Source organism: Paraburkholderia nodosa DSM 21604, assembly GCF_000519185.1.
Taxonomy (GTDB): Bacteria; Pseudomonadota; Gammaproteobacteria; order Burkholderiales; family Burkholderiaceae; genus Paraburkholderia; species Paraburkholderia nodosa.
The window spans coordinates 1-15,010 of sequence record NZ_JAFA01000079.1; the positions used below are offsets into that span (position 1 = coordinate 1).

The 15,010-nt window shown below is 66.3% G+C and carries 15 protein-coding genes; 12 read left to right on the forward strand and 3 right to left on the reverse strand.

The annotated features are described in order from the left end of the window. The 5 genes from ilvA to A3CW_RS0142985 all read left to right on the forward strand — a co-directional run. Window positions 1-1,161: threonine ammonia-lyase, biosynthetic (ilvA, locus tag A3CW_RS0142965; protein WP_028209004.1), on the forward strand; the 1,161-nt coding region annotated here is incomplete at its 5' end. Between the two features lie 183 nt (window positions 1,162-1,344). Further along, window positions 1,345-2,325, forward strand: a complete 981-nt coding sequence (locus A3CW_RS0142970; protein ID WP_028209005.1) for an ABC transporter substrate-binding protein — start codon at window positions 1,345-1,347, stop codon at window positions 2,323-2,325. Window positions 2,326-2,344: 19 nt separating this feature from the next. Further along, the gene (locus A3CW_RS0142975; protein WP_028209006.1) at window positions 2,345-3,319 is read left to right on the forward strand and encodes an ABC transporter permease subunit; all 975 of its coding nucleotides are present in this window, start codon (window positions 2,345-2,347) and stop codon (window positions 3,317-3,319) included. Beyond that, entirely contained in the window at window positions 3,316-4,092 is a 777-nt protein-coding gene (locus tag A3CW_RS0142980) for an ATP-binding cassette domain-containing protein (RefSeq protein ID WP_028209007.1), read from the forward strand. Before A3CW_RS0142975 ends, A3CW_RS0142980 begins: the two co-directional genes overlap by 4 nt. An 86-nt stretch (window positions 4,093-4,178) precedes the next feature. Then, on the forward strand, window positions 4,179-4,532 hold the full coding sequence (locus A3CW_RS0142985) for a DOPA 4,5-dioxygenase family protein (RefSeq protein ID WP_028209008.1): 354 nt from the start codon (window positions 4,179-4,181) through the stop codon (window positions 4,530-4,532). A 66-nt stretch (window positions 4,533-4,598) separates the two neighbouring features. Here A3CW_RS0142985 and A3CW_RS0142990 read toward each other — a convergent pair whose 3' ends face one another. Beyond that, on the reverse strand, window positions 4,599-5,957 hold the full coding sequence (locus A3CW_RS0142990) for an MFS transporter (protein ID WP_028209009.1): 1,359 nt from the start codon (window positions 5,955-5,957) through the stop codon (window positions 4,599-4,601). Between the two features lie 216 nt (window positions 5,958-6,173). On the opposite strand from A3CW_RS0142990, the gene A3CW_RS0142995 reads away from it, so the two are divergent. Beyond that, window positions 6,174-6,497: a hypothetical protein gene (locus A3CW_RS0142995; RefSeq protein ID WP_028209010.1), complete on the forward strand. Its 324-nt coding sequence runs from the start codon at window positions 6,174-6,176 to the stop codon at window positions 6,495-6,497. A 13-nt stretch (window positions 6,498-6,510) separates the two neighbouring features. Here the strand turns inward: A3CW_RS0142995 and A3CW_RS0143000 are convergent, their stop codons facing one another. Continuing rightward, window positions 6,511-7,542, reverse strand: coding sequence for an aldose 1-epimerase (locus tag A3CW_RS0143000; protein WP_322787995.1), 1,032 nt, complete (start codon window positions 7,540-7,542; stop codon window positions 6,511-6,513). A 198-nt stretch (window positions 7,543-7,740) separates the two neighbouring features. Between A3CW_RS0143000 and A3CW_RS0143005 the strand changes: the two genes are divergently transcribed. From A3CW_RS0143005 to A3CW_RS49665, 5 genes are all read left to right on the forward strand, one after another. Then, the gene (locus tag A3CW_RS0143005) at window positions 7,741-8,829 is read left to right on the forward strand and encodes a LacI family DNA-binding transcriptional regulator (protein WP_028209012.1); all 1,089 of its coding nucleotides are present in this window, start codon (window positions 7,741-7,743) and stop codon (window positions 8,827-8,829) included. A gap of 187 nt (window positions 8,830-9,016) precedes the next feature. Beyond that, on the forward strand, window positions 9,017-10,048 hold the full coding sequence (locus tag A3CW_RS0143010; protein WP_035515705.1) for an ABC transporter substrate-binding protein: 1,032 nt from the start codon (window positions 9,017-9,019) through the stop codon (window positions 10,046-10,048). Window positions 10,049-10,062: 14 nt separating this feature from the next. Then, the gene (locus A3CW_RS49660; protein WP_245623886.1) at window positions 10,063-11,655 is read left to right on the forward strand and encodes a sugar ABC transporter ATP-binding protein; all 1,593 of its coding nucleotides are present in this window, start codon (window positions 10,063-10,065) and stop codon (window positions 11,653-11,655) included. A gap of 44 nt (window positions 11,656-11,699) precedes the next feature. Next, window positions 11,700-12,728 carry an ABC transporter permease gene (locus tag A3CW_RS0143020; protein WP_081772090.1) on the forward strand — a complete coding sequence of 343 codons (1,029 nt, stop codon included), beginning with the start codon at window positions 11,700-11,702 and terminating at the stop codon, window positions 12,726-12,728. A 4-nt stretch (window positions 12,729-12,732) separates the two neighbouring features. Then, on the forward strand, window positions 12,733-13,776 hold the full coding sequence (locus tag A3CW_RS49665; protein WP_051482087.1) for an ABC transporter permease: 1,044 nt from the start codon (window positions 12,733-12,735) through the stop codon (window positions 13,774-13,776). A 52-nt stretch (window positions 13,777-13,828) separates the two neighbouring features. Here the strand turns inward: A3CW_RS49665 and A3CW_RS0143030 are convergent, their stop codons facing one another. Then, the gene (locus A3CW_RS0143030) at window positions 13,829-14,266 is read right to left on the reverse strand and encodes a hypothetical protein (protein ID WP_028209015.1); all 438 of its coding nucleotides are present in this window, start codon (window positions 14,264-14,266) and stop codon (window positions 13,829-13,831) included. Window positions 14,267-14,406: 140 nt separating this feature from the next. On the opposite strand from A3CW_RS0143030, the gene A3CW_RS0143035 reads away from it, so the two are divergent. After that, complete coding sequence (locus A3CW_RS0143035) at window positions 14,407-14,637, forward strand: hypothetical protein (RefSeq protein ID WP_028209016.1); 231 nt, start codon at window positions 14,407-14,409, stop codon at window positions 14,635-14,637. Window positions 14,638-15,010 lie beyond the last annotated feature (373 nt).

Here is a 15,010-nt window from a genome sequence, read left to right on the forward strand (position 1 = left end):
GTGCAGGCCGGCGAGTCGTACAGCGACGCCTACGCCCACGCCGTGCGCCTGCAGGAAGAACGCGGCCTGACCTTCGTGCANCCGTTCGACGATCCCTACGTGATCGCCGGCCAGGGCACCGTGGCGATGGAAGTGCTGAGCCAGCATCAGGCCCCGATTCACGCGATCTTCGTGCCGATCGGCGGCGGCGGCCTGGCTGCGGGTGTGGCGGCCTACGTGAAGGCCGTGCGCCCCGAGATCAAGGTGATCGGCGTGCAGACCGACGATTCCTGNGCGATGGCGCAGTCGATCGAGGCCGGCAAGCGCGTGGAACTNACCGAAGTCGGCCTGTTCTCNGATGGCACGGCCGTCAAGCTNGTGGGCGAGGAAACCTTCCGCCTGTGCCAGCACTATCTCGACGAAGTGCTNACCGTCGATACCGACGCGCTGTGCGCCGCGATCAAGGACGTCTTCCAGGACACGCGCAGCGTGCTCGAACCCGCCGGCGCACTGGCCGTGGCGGGCACGAAGCAGTACGCGGAGCGCGAGGGCATCGANGGNCANACGCTGGTGGCGGTCACTTCGGGCGCGAACATGAATTTCGACCGCATGCGCTTCGTGGCCGAGCGTGCCGAGGTGGGCGAGGCGCGCGAAGCGGTGTTCGCCGTGACGATCCCCGAGGAACGCGGCAGCTTCAAGCGNTTNTGCGAGCTGGTCGGCACGCGCAGCGTNACCGAGTTCAACTACCGCATCGACGACGCCGAACGCGCNCACATCTTCGTGGGCGTGCAGATCCGCAACCGCGGCGAGTCGCAGCAGATCGCGAAGACCTTNGTCGATCACGGCTTTCCGAGCGTCGATCTCACCGGCGACGAGCTGTCCAAGCAGCACATCCGCTACATGGTGGGCGGGCGCTCGCCGCTCGCGCACGACGAACGCCTGTTCCGCTTCGAGTTTCCGGAGCGNCCGGGCGCGCTCATGCGCTTCCTTTCGTCGATGGCGCCGAACTGGAACATCAGCCTGTTCCACTACCGCAACCAGGGCGCCGACTACAGCTCGATTCTGGTGGGCATCCAGGTGCCCGCCGCCGAAGACGCGGAGTTCCGGCGCTTCCTCGCCACGCTCGGTTATCCGCACTGGGAAGAGACGAGCAATCCGGCGTATCGGTTGTTCCTGCAATGAAAATAGTCAGTCGTCCCACCAATCGGGACGCCCGCATCTGAAGCGCATAAAGCGCCGCAAGAGTGCAGGAAAACACCAGGCCCCGCAGCAGTGCGCGTCAGTATACTGAGCCACTGCTGCCGGGCGTGGTCGCCTCGGGAAGATTGGGCGCCGTGCGTCGGACTCACCTGGAGGAAGACAAACATGTTGCGCATCGCTCTTGGCTGTCTGATGGCTCTTTCCACGATCGTCGCTGGCGCGCTGCCCGGCGTGGCGCACGCGGATGCGGCGCATCCCGTCGTCGCGCTGCTGCCCGGCGTCACCGATCCCTTCTACTTCACGATGCATCGCGGCGCCGAGCGCGCGGCGAAGGAAGAAAACATCCAGTTGCTGTTCCAGGTTCCGAAGGCCTGGAACACCACGGAACAGGTGCCGATCCTCAAGGCGTTCATCGCCAAGCATCCCGACGTACTGCTCGTCTCGCCCGTCGACAAGCAGCAGCTCATCGGTCCGCTCAAGGAAGCCGCCGACGCCGGCATCAAGGTCATCACCGTCGACACCTATATCGGCGACGGCCGCTATCAAACCGGCAAGGGCGACGCCGACTTCCCGCTCTCCTATATCGCTTCGGACAACCTGGAAGGCGGCCGCGTGGCGGCGCGCGCACTCGCCAAGGCGATCGGCGACAAGGGCACCGTCTATTGCGAGAACAACAAGCCGGGCATCTCCAGCACCGACGCGCGTGCGCAAGGTTTCATGGAAGAGATGAAGAAGCACCCCAACATCAAGGTGCTGGAGACGCAGTACAACGAGGACGACGCCAATCGCGCCGCCTCGCACGTGGCGGCGGTGCTCGCGCGCAATCCCGACCTCGCGGGTGTGTTCGGCGCCAACACGTTTTCGGGCGCGGGCGCGGCGCAAGGCGTGAAGAACGCGGGCAAGCAGGGCACAGTGAAGATCGTCGTGTTCGACGCCGTGCCGGGCATCGACGAGCAGATCAGAAGCGGCCTCGTCGATATCGCCATTGCGCAGCTTCCCGACGAGATGGGCTATGACGCCGTGAAGTTCGCTGCCGACGCCATCCACGGCAAGAAGATTCCCACTTACAAGGGCACGGGCTTCGTGGTGCTGGACAAGTCGAACATCGACAAGCCGGAGATGAAGCAGTACATCTATTCGAACTAAGCCACGCGAACAGAGCCACATGAACGACAAACGACTCGACAGGCTCGCGCTCGTCAGCAAGGTCTGGCCGTGGCTCTTTCTCGGCACGCTGCTCGTCTTCTTCGAGGCCTGGGCGCGCATCTCGGCGCATCGGTCGTTCGTGTTCAACGCGTACAACCTGCAGTCGATCGGGCTTGCGGCGAGCGCGCCGCTCCTGCTGGCCATCGGTCAGACCTTTGTGATCATCACCGCCGGCATCGATCTTTCGGTGGGCTTCGTGATGGGGCTCGCGGCGGTGTGCGTCGCGCAGTTCACGATTCCGGGCGGCGAATCGCCGTGGATCCTGCTGATGTCGATTCCTCTCACGGTGCTCGTGTGCCTGATTCCGGGCTTCGTGAACGGCGTATTGATCGCGCGCCTCGGCGTGCCCGCTTTCATCGGCACGCTCGGCATGTATGGCGTCGCGCGCGGCGTGGGCTTTCTCGCTGCGGGCAGCGGCATGACCGTCTCCGTCAACAATCCTGGGCTCGCGTGGCTCGGCAGCGGCTGGACGCCCGTGATTCTCACGGCGGTGCTGCTCGTCATCATGCACTTCGTGCTCTCGCAAACGCGCTTCGGCCAGTACACCTATGCGATAGGCGGCAATCCGCAGTCGGCGGTGCGCGCGGGCATCAACGTGCGCCGTCATCTGTTCGCGATCTATCTGATTGCGGCGGCGTTCGCGGCGGTGGGCGGCATCGTCTACACGGCGCGCTTCGCCGCGGGCGCGGCCAATGCGGGCGAACCCATGCTGCTCGATTCGATCGCTGCGGTCGTGATCGGCGGCGCGAGTCTCTTTGGCGGCACCGGCAACGTCATCGGCACGCTGATCGGCGCGCTCATCATCGCCGTGATCGAATTCGGGCTCGTGTTCATCGACGTCAACGCGTTCTGGCAATTCATCGTGGTCGGCATCGTCATCATTCTTTCGGTGCTGATCGACCAGTACAAGGATCGGCTCGGAGGCGCGCAATGAGCGGCGCGAGCGACACGCCGATTCTGGAGGCGCGCGACGTCTCGATCCGGTTCGGCGGTGTGGAGGCGCTCAAGCGCGTGTCGTTGCGGCTCATGCCCGGCGAAGTGCTGGCGCTCGCGGGCGACAACGGCGCGGGCAAGTCCACGCTCATCAAGATCCTCTCGGGCGTGTATCGCGCCGATGCGGGCGATCTGCATTTCGAAGGGCATCCGCTCCAGCTGCGCGATCCGCAGGATGCGCGCTCGCAGGGGATCGAAACCATCTATCAGGATCTCGCGCTCGCCGACAATCTCGACGTGGGCAGCAACATCTTCCTCGGCCGCGAGCCTGTGAGACGGCTATTCGGCTTCCAGGTGATCGACCGGCCGCAGATGGCGCGGGTGGCGCGCGAAGTGCTCGAGCGGCTCGATATCGTGATCCCGCCGCGCAAGCTCACGGGCCCCGTGAAAATGCTCTCGGGCGGCCAGCGCCAGGCGATTGCGATAGGCCGCGCGATTTACTGGAACGCGCGCGTGCTCATCATGGACGAGCCCACGGCGGCGCTCGGTGTGCCCGAGCAACGCAAGGTGATGGAGTTGATCCGCGGGCTCAAGGCGCAGGGCGTGGCCGTGATTCTCATCTCGCACAACCTGCACGATATTTTCGCCGTGGCCGAGCGCATCGTCGTGCTGCGGCGCGGCGAAGTGGCGGGCGAGCGGCGCGTGATCGACACCGATGGCGACGAGATCGTTCGGCTGATGGTAGGCGACACGTATTCGAACGGCGCGCACTGAAACCTGACGCGGTGCGTTCGCCTGCGCGGTGCGGGCATTCGATGGACAATGTCGGCTTGAACCTTCACCGCATTCCTGCTTCCGCCATGAACTACCTCGATCCCGCCGATATCACGAGCTGGCACGCCCACGTCTATTTCGACGCGGCGACACGCGACGCCGCATGGACCTTGCGCGAGGCGATCGAAGCCCGCTTCGGCGAGATCGTGCAGATCGGGCGCTTTCACGAACGCCCCGTTGGGCCGCATCCGATGTGGTCGTATCAGCTCGCGATTGCGCGAGAGCATTTCACGACAGTCGTCGAATGGCTCACGCTCAATCACGGCGCGCTCGACGTGTTCGTGCATCCGAACACGACTGATGCCCTGCGCGATCATCGCGACGCCGCCGTGTGGATCGGCCATTCGCACACGCTCAATCTCGGCGCGCTCGGCGGCTGACCATTCCGCGGATTGCGCCGCCCTGTAGCCTGCGGCACGGCGCAATCCTCGACACGCCGGCGGGTCTCAGTGCCCGAACGACTCCGTCTTTGTCGCCGACGATCCGCCCGGCTGCGGCCGCGCGGCCTGCTTGATGAGCAGCGCCGCGCCGGCAACGAGACCGGCGACGGCAACCGTCGCGAAGATGCCTGCAAACGTGAAGTGCCGGCGCGCGAGTTCGGCCACGAGGAACGAGCCCGCAATGCCGCCGAAGCGCCCGATGCCGAGCATCCAGGCCACGCCGGTGCCGCGTCCCTGGGTGGGATAGAACGCGGCGGCGAGCGCGGGCATCGACGATTGCGCCGTGTTCATCAGCACGCCGGCCACGAACACCACGAGCACGAGCAGGGCCACGTTGCCCGCCGCCTGGCCGATGAGCCAGACCGAAATCGCGGTGAGCACGTAGCACACGGCGATGATGCGGTTCGCGTTGAAGCGGTCCATCAGCATGCCGCTCAGCACCGCGCCCACGCCGCCGAGCGGGAAGAGCGCCGAAATCAGCGTGGCGCTCGAGGCCGTGAGGCCGGAGTCCTTGAGCAGTAGCGGCATCCAGTTGATCGACGCGTAGAAGATCACGAGCCCCATGAAATACGCGACCCACAGCATCACCGAGCCGACGAGGTACATCGGCGAAAGCACGACGCCGAGACCCTGGCTTTGCGTCTGCGGGGCGTGCTCCGTCATCGTGAACACCTGCGCCTTGGCGGCGTCGGGCGAGATGCGGGCGAGCGCGGCGCGAATACGCTCGACGGGCCGCTGGTTTGCCACCATGTAGCGCACCGATTCCGGCATGCGCAGGAAGAGCGGCACGGCGAGCACGAGCGGCGTCACGCCGCCGAGCATGAGCACGCTGCGCCAGCCGAAATGCGGAATCATCCACGCCGCGAGAAAGCCGCCGCAGGCCGCGCCGAGCGGAAAGCCGCAGAACATCAGATTGATCACGGTGGCGCGGTTCCGGTCGGGGCAGAACTCGCCCATCATCGTGACCGCGTTCGGCATGGCGGCGCCGAGACCCACACCTGTAATGAAGCGCAGCCACGTGAGCTCGCCGATGCTGGTGGAGAACGCCGAAACGAGGCAGGTCACGCCGAACAGCAGCACCGAGCCGACCAACATGCCGCGGCGCCCGAGGCGGTCGGACAGCGGTCCGGACGCGAGTGCGCCGCAGGCGAGGCCGAAGAGCGCCGCACTCAGCACGGGCGCGAGCGCGGGCTTGGAGATGCCCCACTCGCCGAGCAGCGAAGGCGCGATGAAGCCGATCGCGGCGGTGTCGAAACCGTCGAGCAGGACGATGACGAAGCACATCGCGAAAATGAACCACTGGAACGGCGAAAACGGATGTTCGTTGATGAAGGTCTGGACGTCGACGGCACGCGGCTGGTCCATGGTTTTGTCTCCTGTCGACCGAGGTTGTCGTTGTATCGGCCCGCCGTGGCGAGCTGCTTTTTCTGGTTTGCCTTACAACCTGGAATAGTAACCGCAGCGCGGGGTTTGCTGGGGATCGTCATCGGGCGCGGCAGGCGGCCGTCTGCTAGCCTGAAAGCAGCACGGCGAGCACGCGCGTGCTGCAAGCGTGTCGCGTTGCGCGACAAGGAGTTCCCAATGAAGCCTTTCATCGCCCACGCGGCCATGCCGTGCCTCATGGCAGGCGCGATGCTGGCAGGTGCGCCCGGTGAGGCGTTTGCCCAGCTCGCGCCGAATGACGACCTGCGCGCGCCGCAAAATAGCCTCGCGCTCATGCCGGGCGCCCAGCCCGGCAGCGAATACCCGACCCACGGCAATCGCCAGGCCGGCGAGATGCCGGTCGGTCCCACCGATCCGCGCGGGCAACTCGCGAACGGCCACCCGAACAACGCCGAGGCAGGCGGCTACGGCGCGCCGTTGGCGGGCGTGCGCTCGGGTGGGCAAAGCGGCGCGGGCATGTGAGCGACTGGCCGCTTCAGGTCCGCTCGGGTTGCCAGGCCAGCTGGGCTTCGAGCGTTTCGCCGGGAGCGAGCACGGTACCGCCCACGTCGATGCGCTGCACGGCTCCTTCGTGACGCAGATTGAGCCAGTCCGTCGTGTTGCTGACCGGTTCCGCGCAGAAGTAGGGCAGGCCGGGCGGGCAGAAGACCACGAAGAAGTCGAGTGGCGTGCTTGCGCGCAGCGCGAGACGACGGCCTTCGTGCGGCCACTCGATGACCGCCTCGCGGCGCCAGCCGGAGAAGTTGTTGTCGAGATCGAAGTCGTCGACGATCAGGCCGGCCTGCAGGGCGTCGACGGCCGGGTGGGCGCTGAGCGAGACCGGCAGGACTTCCGTGTCGATTTCCCACATGGCGCGCACGCGCGCGGCGATGCGCGTGCCGGGCGGGCGCGGATAGTACGGGTGATGGCCCAGGCCGAACGGCATGGGCCGCGCGGCGAGGTTGCGAGCCCACAGGCGCACCGTGAGGCCGCTGGCGTCGAGCGTGAGGTGCTGGCGCGCTTCGTAGCGAAACGGCCAGCCCGTGCCGACGTGTGAGCCGGCCTTGTGCGATCCGTGGGATTCACGCGCTTCATGTGGCGTGTTCGGCTCGTGCAGGAAGTGCAGCGTGAGCGTATCGGCCGTTTGCGCCTCGATCGTCCAGGGCCGCCGCCATGCGTGGCCATGCAGCGCGTGGCGCAGCGCGCCGGTGCCGCTCGGCAGGTCGATCATCTCGCCTTCGAAGCGAAATCGCCCGTCGCGGATGCGGTTGCAGTACGGCATCAGCGGAAAGCTCGCCATGCCGAGCGGATCGCGCGCGTCGATGGCGGCGCGCGTGGCGGGGCGCAGCCAGTGCGACGCCGGGGTCTTGCCGGCTGCGTCGTAGAACGCGGCGATCGAGCCGCCGACGTGCGGCGCGACGAGCGCGCGCGCATCGCCGTGGGCCAGCGTGACGAGCTGGCCGTCGTCGAGCGCGGTGGCGTCGAAAGCGATCGCCGGGGGCGACGAGGGTGTCGATCGGGCAGTCAAATGAGCGTTCTCCAGTACATCGTTTTATTACTAATAAAAGATAATATAGGCGTTGAAATCGCTGATGATGGAGCGAAAAAATGGTGACATACGCCAATTGATGGCCAAAATTATTAGTGCTACGCTTCGGGCCAACAGCGCCGCCCCGAGCGCGCGCCGCCGCGCCGCGCAGTCCTCCCGCAGTCCCCCTCAGATCCGATGAAAAAATCGACGCAACGCCGCCCGACCATGACCGACATCGCGAAGGCCGCAGGCGTGTCGCAATCGACGGTTTCCCTCGTGCTCAACGGCGCGGTCGGCGCCAAGCTTTCCGAAGCGACGCGCCTGAAGGTGCATGAAGTCGCGCAGTCGCTTGGTTACCAGTTGCCGATCCGCACGGTGCAGACGCCCGCCCCGGCAGGCGAGCGCAATCTCATCGTCTATCTCGCCGACGAAGTCTCGACGAGTCCGCATCCGGTCGTGAGCATCGACGGCGCGCGCGACGCCGCCTGGAACAACGGTTGTCTGCTCGCGGTGTTCTCGACGCACGGCAACGCCCAGATGGAGCAGCAGGTGCTGCAAACGCTCGCCATGCCGAATGTGCTTGGCGTGATCTACGCGACCGTGTACACGCGCAAGGTCACGGTGCCGCCCGCGCTGCTGAAGGTGCCGGCCGTGCTGCTCAACTGCTACGCGTCCGATCACGCGCTCTCTTCGGTCGTGCCGGCGGAAGTGGCGGGCGGCCATACGGCCACCGAATATCTGATCGAAGCGGGGCACCGCCGCATCGGCTTCATCAACGGCGAAACCTGGCAGGACGCCGCGAAAGACCGTCTCAAGGGCTATCGCCAGGCGCTCGCGACCGCGGACCTGCTGTTCGACGAGCGCCTCGTGCGCGACGGCGACTGGAGTTCGGGCAAGGGTTTCGAACTCACGCTCTCGCTCATGCGCGAGCCGAATCCGCCCACCGCGATCTTCTGCGCCAACGACCTGACGGCGATCGGCGCGATCGAGGCGCTCAAGCAACTCGGGCTGCGCGTGCCCGAAGACGTTTCGGTGATGGGCTACGACGACCAGGAAATCGCGCGCCACACCCATCCGCCGCTCACCACCGTCGTGCTGCCCAACTACGAGCTTGGGCGCTGGGCCGTCGAGACGCTGCTGCAGGAAGAGCAGAACCGCAGCGCCGGCGCGCCGGTGCGCCACCGCACCGTGAAGCTCGACGGGCCGCTCATCGAACGGACCTCCGTGTGCGCGCCGGACCCCGCCTCCCCCGTGAATACCCTCATTAATATCTCTGAAAATTGACTGATAATATTAGCTGAAGCAGTGACAGTAATAATTCGGCGTCGAGCGTCGTGCGCGGTGCCGATGAAACAAGAAAGACAAAAAAGCCGCGGTGGGGCCGCAGGCCTGCGCCGTTCGTGTCATTCACAGCTTTGCATGGGACCGTACCCGGCGCCGAAGCGTCAGGCGCGGTCGACAGGAGACAGCCATGCGTCATCAACGAATCCAGGCCCTCATTGCCGCCGGTTTTTGCCTGGCGAGCGCGTTCGCCGCGAGCGCTCACGCGCAGTCCAATGCCGGCGCGCAGAAAGTCCAGTCGAATTCCAGCGAGAGCTGCACGAATCCCAAGCCGGGCGGCAAGAAGCTGAGCGACATGGTGGTGGGGTTCTCGCAGTCGGAGAATGAACAGAACCCGTTCCGGGCGACCGAAACCGCCTCGGTTCGCGCAGCGGCGAAGGAAGCCGGTGTGAAGCGCCTGCTCTATACGAACGCGAACGCCAACCAGGCCAAGCAGGTCGCCGACATCGAAAGCATGATCAACCAGGGCGCCGAGGCGCTCATCATTGCGCCCAACGACTCCACGGGCCTGCAGCCCGCGCTCGCCCAGGCGCGCGCGAAGGGCATTCCCGTCGTGACGATCGACCGGCAGACGGCGGGCACCGCGTGCGACGACTTCATCACGTTCCTCGGCTCCGACTTCTACAAGCAGGGCGAGCGCGCCGCGAAGGCGCTGGCCGACGCAACGGGCGGCAACGCGATCATCGCCGAGATCCAGGGCGGCTACGGCAACACGGTGGAAAGTCAGCGCACGGACGGCTTCGCGAACGGCCTCAAGCCCTATCCCGGCATGAAGATCATTGCGGCGCAAACCGCGAACTGGTCGACGACCGAAGCGCAGAAGGTGATGGAGCAGATCCTGCTCGCGCACCCGGACGTCAACGCCGTCTACACCCACGCCGACACGATGACGGTCGGCGCGATCAAGGCGCTGCGCCAGGCCGGCAAGGTCAACGGCGTGAAGATCGTCTCGATCGACGGCACGAAGGAGATCGTCACGGATATCTCGAACGGCATCGTCGCCGCCGACGTCGAAACGAACCCGCGCTTCGGTCCGCTCGCCTTCAAGTCGCTGGAAGACTATCTCGCGGGCAAGCCGGTGCCGCAAAAGCAGATCATGGACGACGCGCTCTTCGACCGGAACAACGCGCAGCCGTCGCTCGCGCAGGGCAAGGTCTACTGAGCCGCGCGCGCACGATGACGATGAGCGTCCCCGCCAATCGCGCCGTTTCCGCCACGACCCCGCCGCGCGCCGTGCTCGAAACGCACGGCGTTTCGAAGACCTTCGGTGTGGTGCGCGCGCTGCGCGACATCTCGCTCACGCTGCGCGCGGGCGAGGTGCACGGCCTCGTGGGCGAGAACGGCGCGGGCAAGTCCACGCTGATCAAGGTCCTCACCGGCTTTCATCAGCCCGACTCGGGCGCGCTCACGCTCGACGGCGCGGACGTCGCGTTCGACAGTCCGCGCGCCGCGCAGGGCGCGGGCGTGTGCGCCGTGTATCAGGAAATCAACCTGATCCCGGAGCGCAGCGTGGCCGACAACATCTTTCTGTGCCACGAACCAAAACGCTTCGGCATCCTGATCGACAGGAAACGCATGCTCGAGCGCGCCGCCGAGATCGTGCAGCGCTACCGGCTCGCGGTCGACCCGGCCGCGCGTCTCGGTTCGCTCGGGCTCGGCGCGCAGCAGATGGTGGCGATCGCGCGCGGCGTTTCGCTGGGCGCGCGCGTGCTGATCCTCGACGAGCCGACTTCGGCGCTGAGCGGCGCGGAAGTGGACGTGCTGTTCGAAGTCGTCGATCGCCTGCGCGCCGAGGGCATTGCGCTGCTGTTCGTGAGCCACCGGCTCTCCGAATGCTACCGGCTGTGCGATCGCTTCACGGTGATGCGCGACGGCGCCGTGGTCCGCACGGGTACGCCCGCAGAACTGCCGCGCGCGGCATTGATCGCCGCCATGCTGGGCCGCGAGAGCGCGGGCGAGCACGCGTGGGCCGAGCGCTCGGGCAGCGCCGATGCCGACGCCGACGCCACGCCTGCGCTCGCCGTCGACCATTTGCAGTGGGGCAACCGCGTGCGCGACGTGTCGCTGCGCGTGGCGCGCAGGGAGATCGTCGGCCTGGCCGGCCTGCTCGGCTCGGGCCGCACGGAAACGTTCAAGACGATCTTCGGCGCGCAGAAGGCCGATGGCGGCGAGGTCGATATCGCCGGCCGCGCGCTTACGCATGCTAACCCGGCGCGCTCGATCGGGCGCGGGCTCGCCTTTCTTTCCGAAGACCGCCGCGCGGAAGGCATTTTTCCGCGTCTCTCGGTGCGCGAGAACATCGTCGCGAGCCTGCTGCCGCGCATTTCGCGCTTCGGCTTCATCTCGCGTGCGAAGGAGGCGCAAGTGGTGCGGGAGTCGATCGAGCGGCTCGGCATCAAGACGGCCGGCCCCGGCGCGCTCATCACGACGCTCTCGGGCGGCAACCAGCAAAAGGCGCTGATCGCGCGCTGCCTCTCGACCCGCCCAACGGTGCTGCTGCTCGACGATCCCACGCGCGGTATCGACGTCGGCGCAAAGGAGGAGGTGCATCGCGTCGTGCAGGAGCTTGCGCAGGAGGGGCTCGCGGTGGTGGTCACGTCGTCGGAAATGGAGGAGCTGCTTGCGCTGACCGACCGCCTCGTCGTGCTCAACGAAGGCTCGACCGAGGGCGGCATGCCGACCGCTGGCGCGCATCCCGACGACGTGCTCGCCGTACTGGCCGGCGCCGGTTCCGGCGACGGCGCCGACCACGGCGGCGGCACCGCGTGAGCGACCCCGCGCCAAACCCGCCACAATCCACGACAACCGCTCCGATGGCGACCAACCTTGAATCGAACGAGGCAAGCTTGAGCCCCTCGAATCCTTCGAATTCCTCGAACCGTTCCGTCTCGCCTGCGTCCGGCACCGCGGCGCGCGCGCAGACCTGGCGCACCGTGCTGCGCGAGCACAGCGTGTACTTCGCGCTCGCCGCGCTCGTGGCGTTCAATCTCGCGGTCACGCCCGGCTTCTCGAATCCGTTCGCGGCGCGCAGCCTGCTGTTCGAGGCGGCGCCGATCGTGTTGATCGCGCTGGGCCAGAATCTCGCGATCGCGACGCGCGGTATCGATCTCTCCGTGGGATCGGTGATGGCGCTCGCCAGTGCGTCGATTGCCGTGTTCCTGCCGTATGGCGTGGGTCCGGCGCTCCTGGGCGCGGTCGCGGTGGGCGCCGTAGTCGGCTTGTGCAACGGGTTCCTCGTGGCGCTGCTCGCCATCGATCCGCTGATCTCGAGCCTCGCCTTGCTGGTCGCCGCGCGCGGGCTCGCACAGGCGCTGCTGGGCGGCTCGCGCGTGAATCTGCCCGACACGCCCGCGTTCGATCTGCTCGGCGCCGGCGCGCTCGGCCCGCTGCCGATCGTCATGCTGATCGCGCTTGGGCTCGCGGTCGTGGTGGCGTTCGTGGTGCGGCGCACGACCTTCGGGCGCTATGCGATTCTCGTGGGCGCGAGCCGCGGCGCCGCGTTTCTCGCGGGCATTCCCGTGCGGCGCACGCTCTTTCTCGTCTATGCGGTGAGCGGCACGCTTGCCGGACTCGCCGGCGTGTTCGCGTCGTCGCGGCTCGGCGCGGCGGATCCCAACTATGTGGGTGTGAACTTCGAACTCGATGCGATTGCCGCCTCGGTCATCGGGGGCACGCCGCTGTCCGGCGGGCGCATCTCGATCGTCGGCGCGGTATTCGGCGTGCTGCTGCTCCAGGTGCTCGATGCGAGCTTCATCATGAACAACATCAGCTTCACCTATGCGCAGATCCTCAAGGCGGTGTTCATCGTCGTCGCGCTGTATCTGCAACGTTCGGGAGCCTGACACAATGCACAAGGCCAAACCAGCGGACGCTCAATCCGCCGATGCACCGGGTGCCAGCCGACGCGCGCAAGTGATCGCGCTCGTGCAGTCGCGGGGGGCGATCGCGATGCTCGTGGTCGTCGCGCTCGTGGCCGGCATGGTGTTTCCCGACTTCCTGCGCCCCGCGAACCTCGCGGACATCGCCTCGAACGGCGCGTTTCTCGGGCTCGTCGCCGTGGGGCAGAGCATCGTCATCATCCTGGGCGGATTCGATCTTTCGGTCGGATCGATGGTCGGACTCGGCACGGTGCTGGCCGCCTATGCCGCGCCCTATGGCTGGGGCGCCGCGATGCTCGCGCCCGTGGCGGCGGGTTTCGTCGTCGGTCTGGTGAACGGCGTGCTGATCGCCCGCGCGCGCATGGCGCCGTTCATCGTCACGCTTGCGGCGCTGCTCGGGCTCAAGGGGCTCGCGCTCGTGCTCGCGAGCCAGGATCTGCTGATTGCCAATCCGGGTTTCTTCGCGCGCATCGCCAATGGCTCGGTGTTTGGCGTCAACAATCTCATTTGGGTGCTGGTGGTCGTCTATGCGCTCGGCGGCGCGCTGCTCAATCACACGCGCTTTGGCGCGGCGATCTTTGCGATCGGCGGCAACGAAGAGGCGGCGCGCATGCTGGGCGTGCGCGTGGAGCGTGTGAAGATACTCGCCTATGGATTGTCCGGTGCGCTCGCCGGTCTCTCGGGGGCGCTGCTGGCGTCGCATCTGGACTCCGGGTTGTCGGGGGCGGGGACCGGTTACGAACTGCAGTCGATCGCCGCGGCCGTGATCGGCGGCGTGCTGCTCACGGGCGGCGTGGGAACGATGGCCGGACCGCTGGCCGGCGTGCTGCTTCTCGGTGTCATCGACAATGTGATCAATCAGGTCGGCACGCTGAGCCCTTACTATCAGAACCTGGCGAGCGGCGCATTCCTGCTTGCTGCGGTGATCGTGCAGACCGTGCTCACCGGCCGCCGGCATGGCGCGGCGCGGGCTGCGGGCACGACGCGGCGGCGTGCGGCCGCGGGCTCTTGATGGATGACGTCTCGAGCTGCCGGTTTCCAAACGCGTTTGGCTGATGGCGTGCCTATTGATGTGAAACGATCAGCTTCACGCGCGTCGAGCCATCGGTCTGCGCGGTGATCTCGGTCCGGCTGCCGCGCTGCCCCAGATAGAAGTGCTGGCGTCCAGGTGAGTTTACGTCGTGCGTTGCGTCGGGCAGGCACGAGGCAATGTCGGCGCCTACCCCTTCGAGCGCGTTCGTCCCCGATCCTGCGTCGCGCGCACTCCAGACGCACTGAAAACTCCCGCCGCTCGTTGCGCACTGCGCGTCGTCGCCATAGGGTTGCGCGACGGCGCGTCCGTCGTCAGGACTCAGTGACGCGAAATGCTGCGGCGCCGCCGCGACGATGCGCTTTAGCGCCGCGCAAGGGCTTGCGCTGTCGTCCGCATGAGCGGCCAGGGGGATGCCTGGTATGACAATCGCCGAGCAAAGCGCGAGGATCCGGATGATCGGTGGGTTCATGGCGTTCCGCTGCGTGAGAGTAGCGCCTCATCGTGGCAGGTGAGGGCTGCGCTGCAAGCGGCGTGCCGGGAATAGCCCTTGCAAGGTCGCGTCGGACCACGCATCACGAGGAGAACGCCATGAGGGATCCGTTCGATCGCATGACGAAAGCGGGCGCATTGCTGGTCGGCCTGACCTTCGCGATGGCGAGCAGCGGCGAATCGCGCAACGAGCAGGAACACGCGTGCCGCGGCGATGCGTTCCACTTCTGCGCGCGTGCGATTCCCAACAAGGAGAAGATCGCGGCGTGCCTGAAGCAGCACTACGATGAGCTCTCGCCGCCGTGCAAGGCGATGTTCGACCCGCCGACGATGGTCGATCCGAAGTCATGAGCGCGAATGCCGCTCAATTAAAAAGAGGCGCAGTGCGCCTCTTTTTAATTGAGCCGATGGAAAAGGGCTTGCGGACTCGCGAGCGAGGCGATAAGATTCGCCCCCTTCGCAGTTCGATGTCTCTGACATCAGGGCAGCGAAGGCCGCCGCGGAAACCGGCGGACGCAGGAGTCGGCAGCTTTTTCAAGCGGTGAGCGAAAAAAAGGGGTTGACGAAGCGAAAAAGATTCTTCATAATCTCGTTTCTCTGCTGCTGACGCAGCAACGCAGAAAGAAGCCGGTAGTTAAGTGTTTTTAACGGCGACTTCGCGATCGATCTTTAAAAATTTACAGCCGATAAGTGTGGGCGCTTGATGCGGTGGCGGCCTGATATG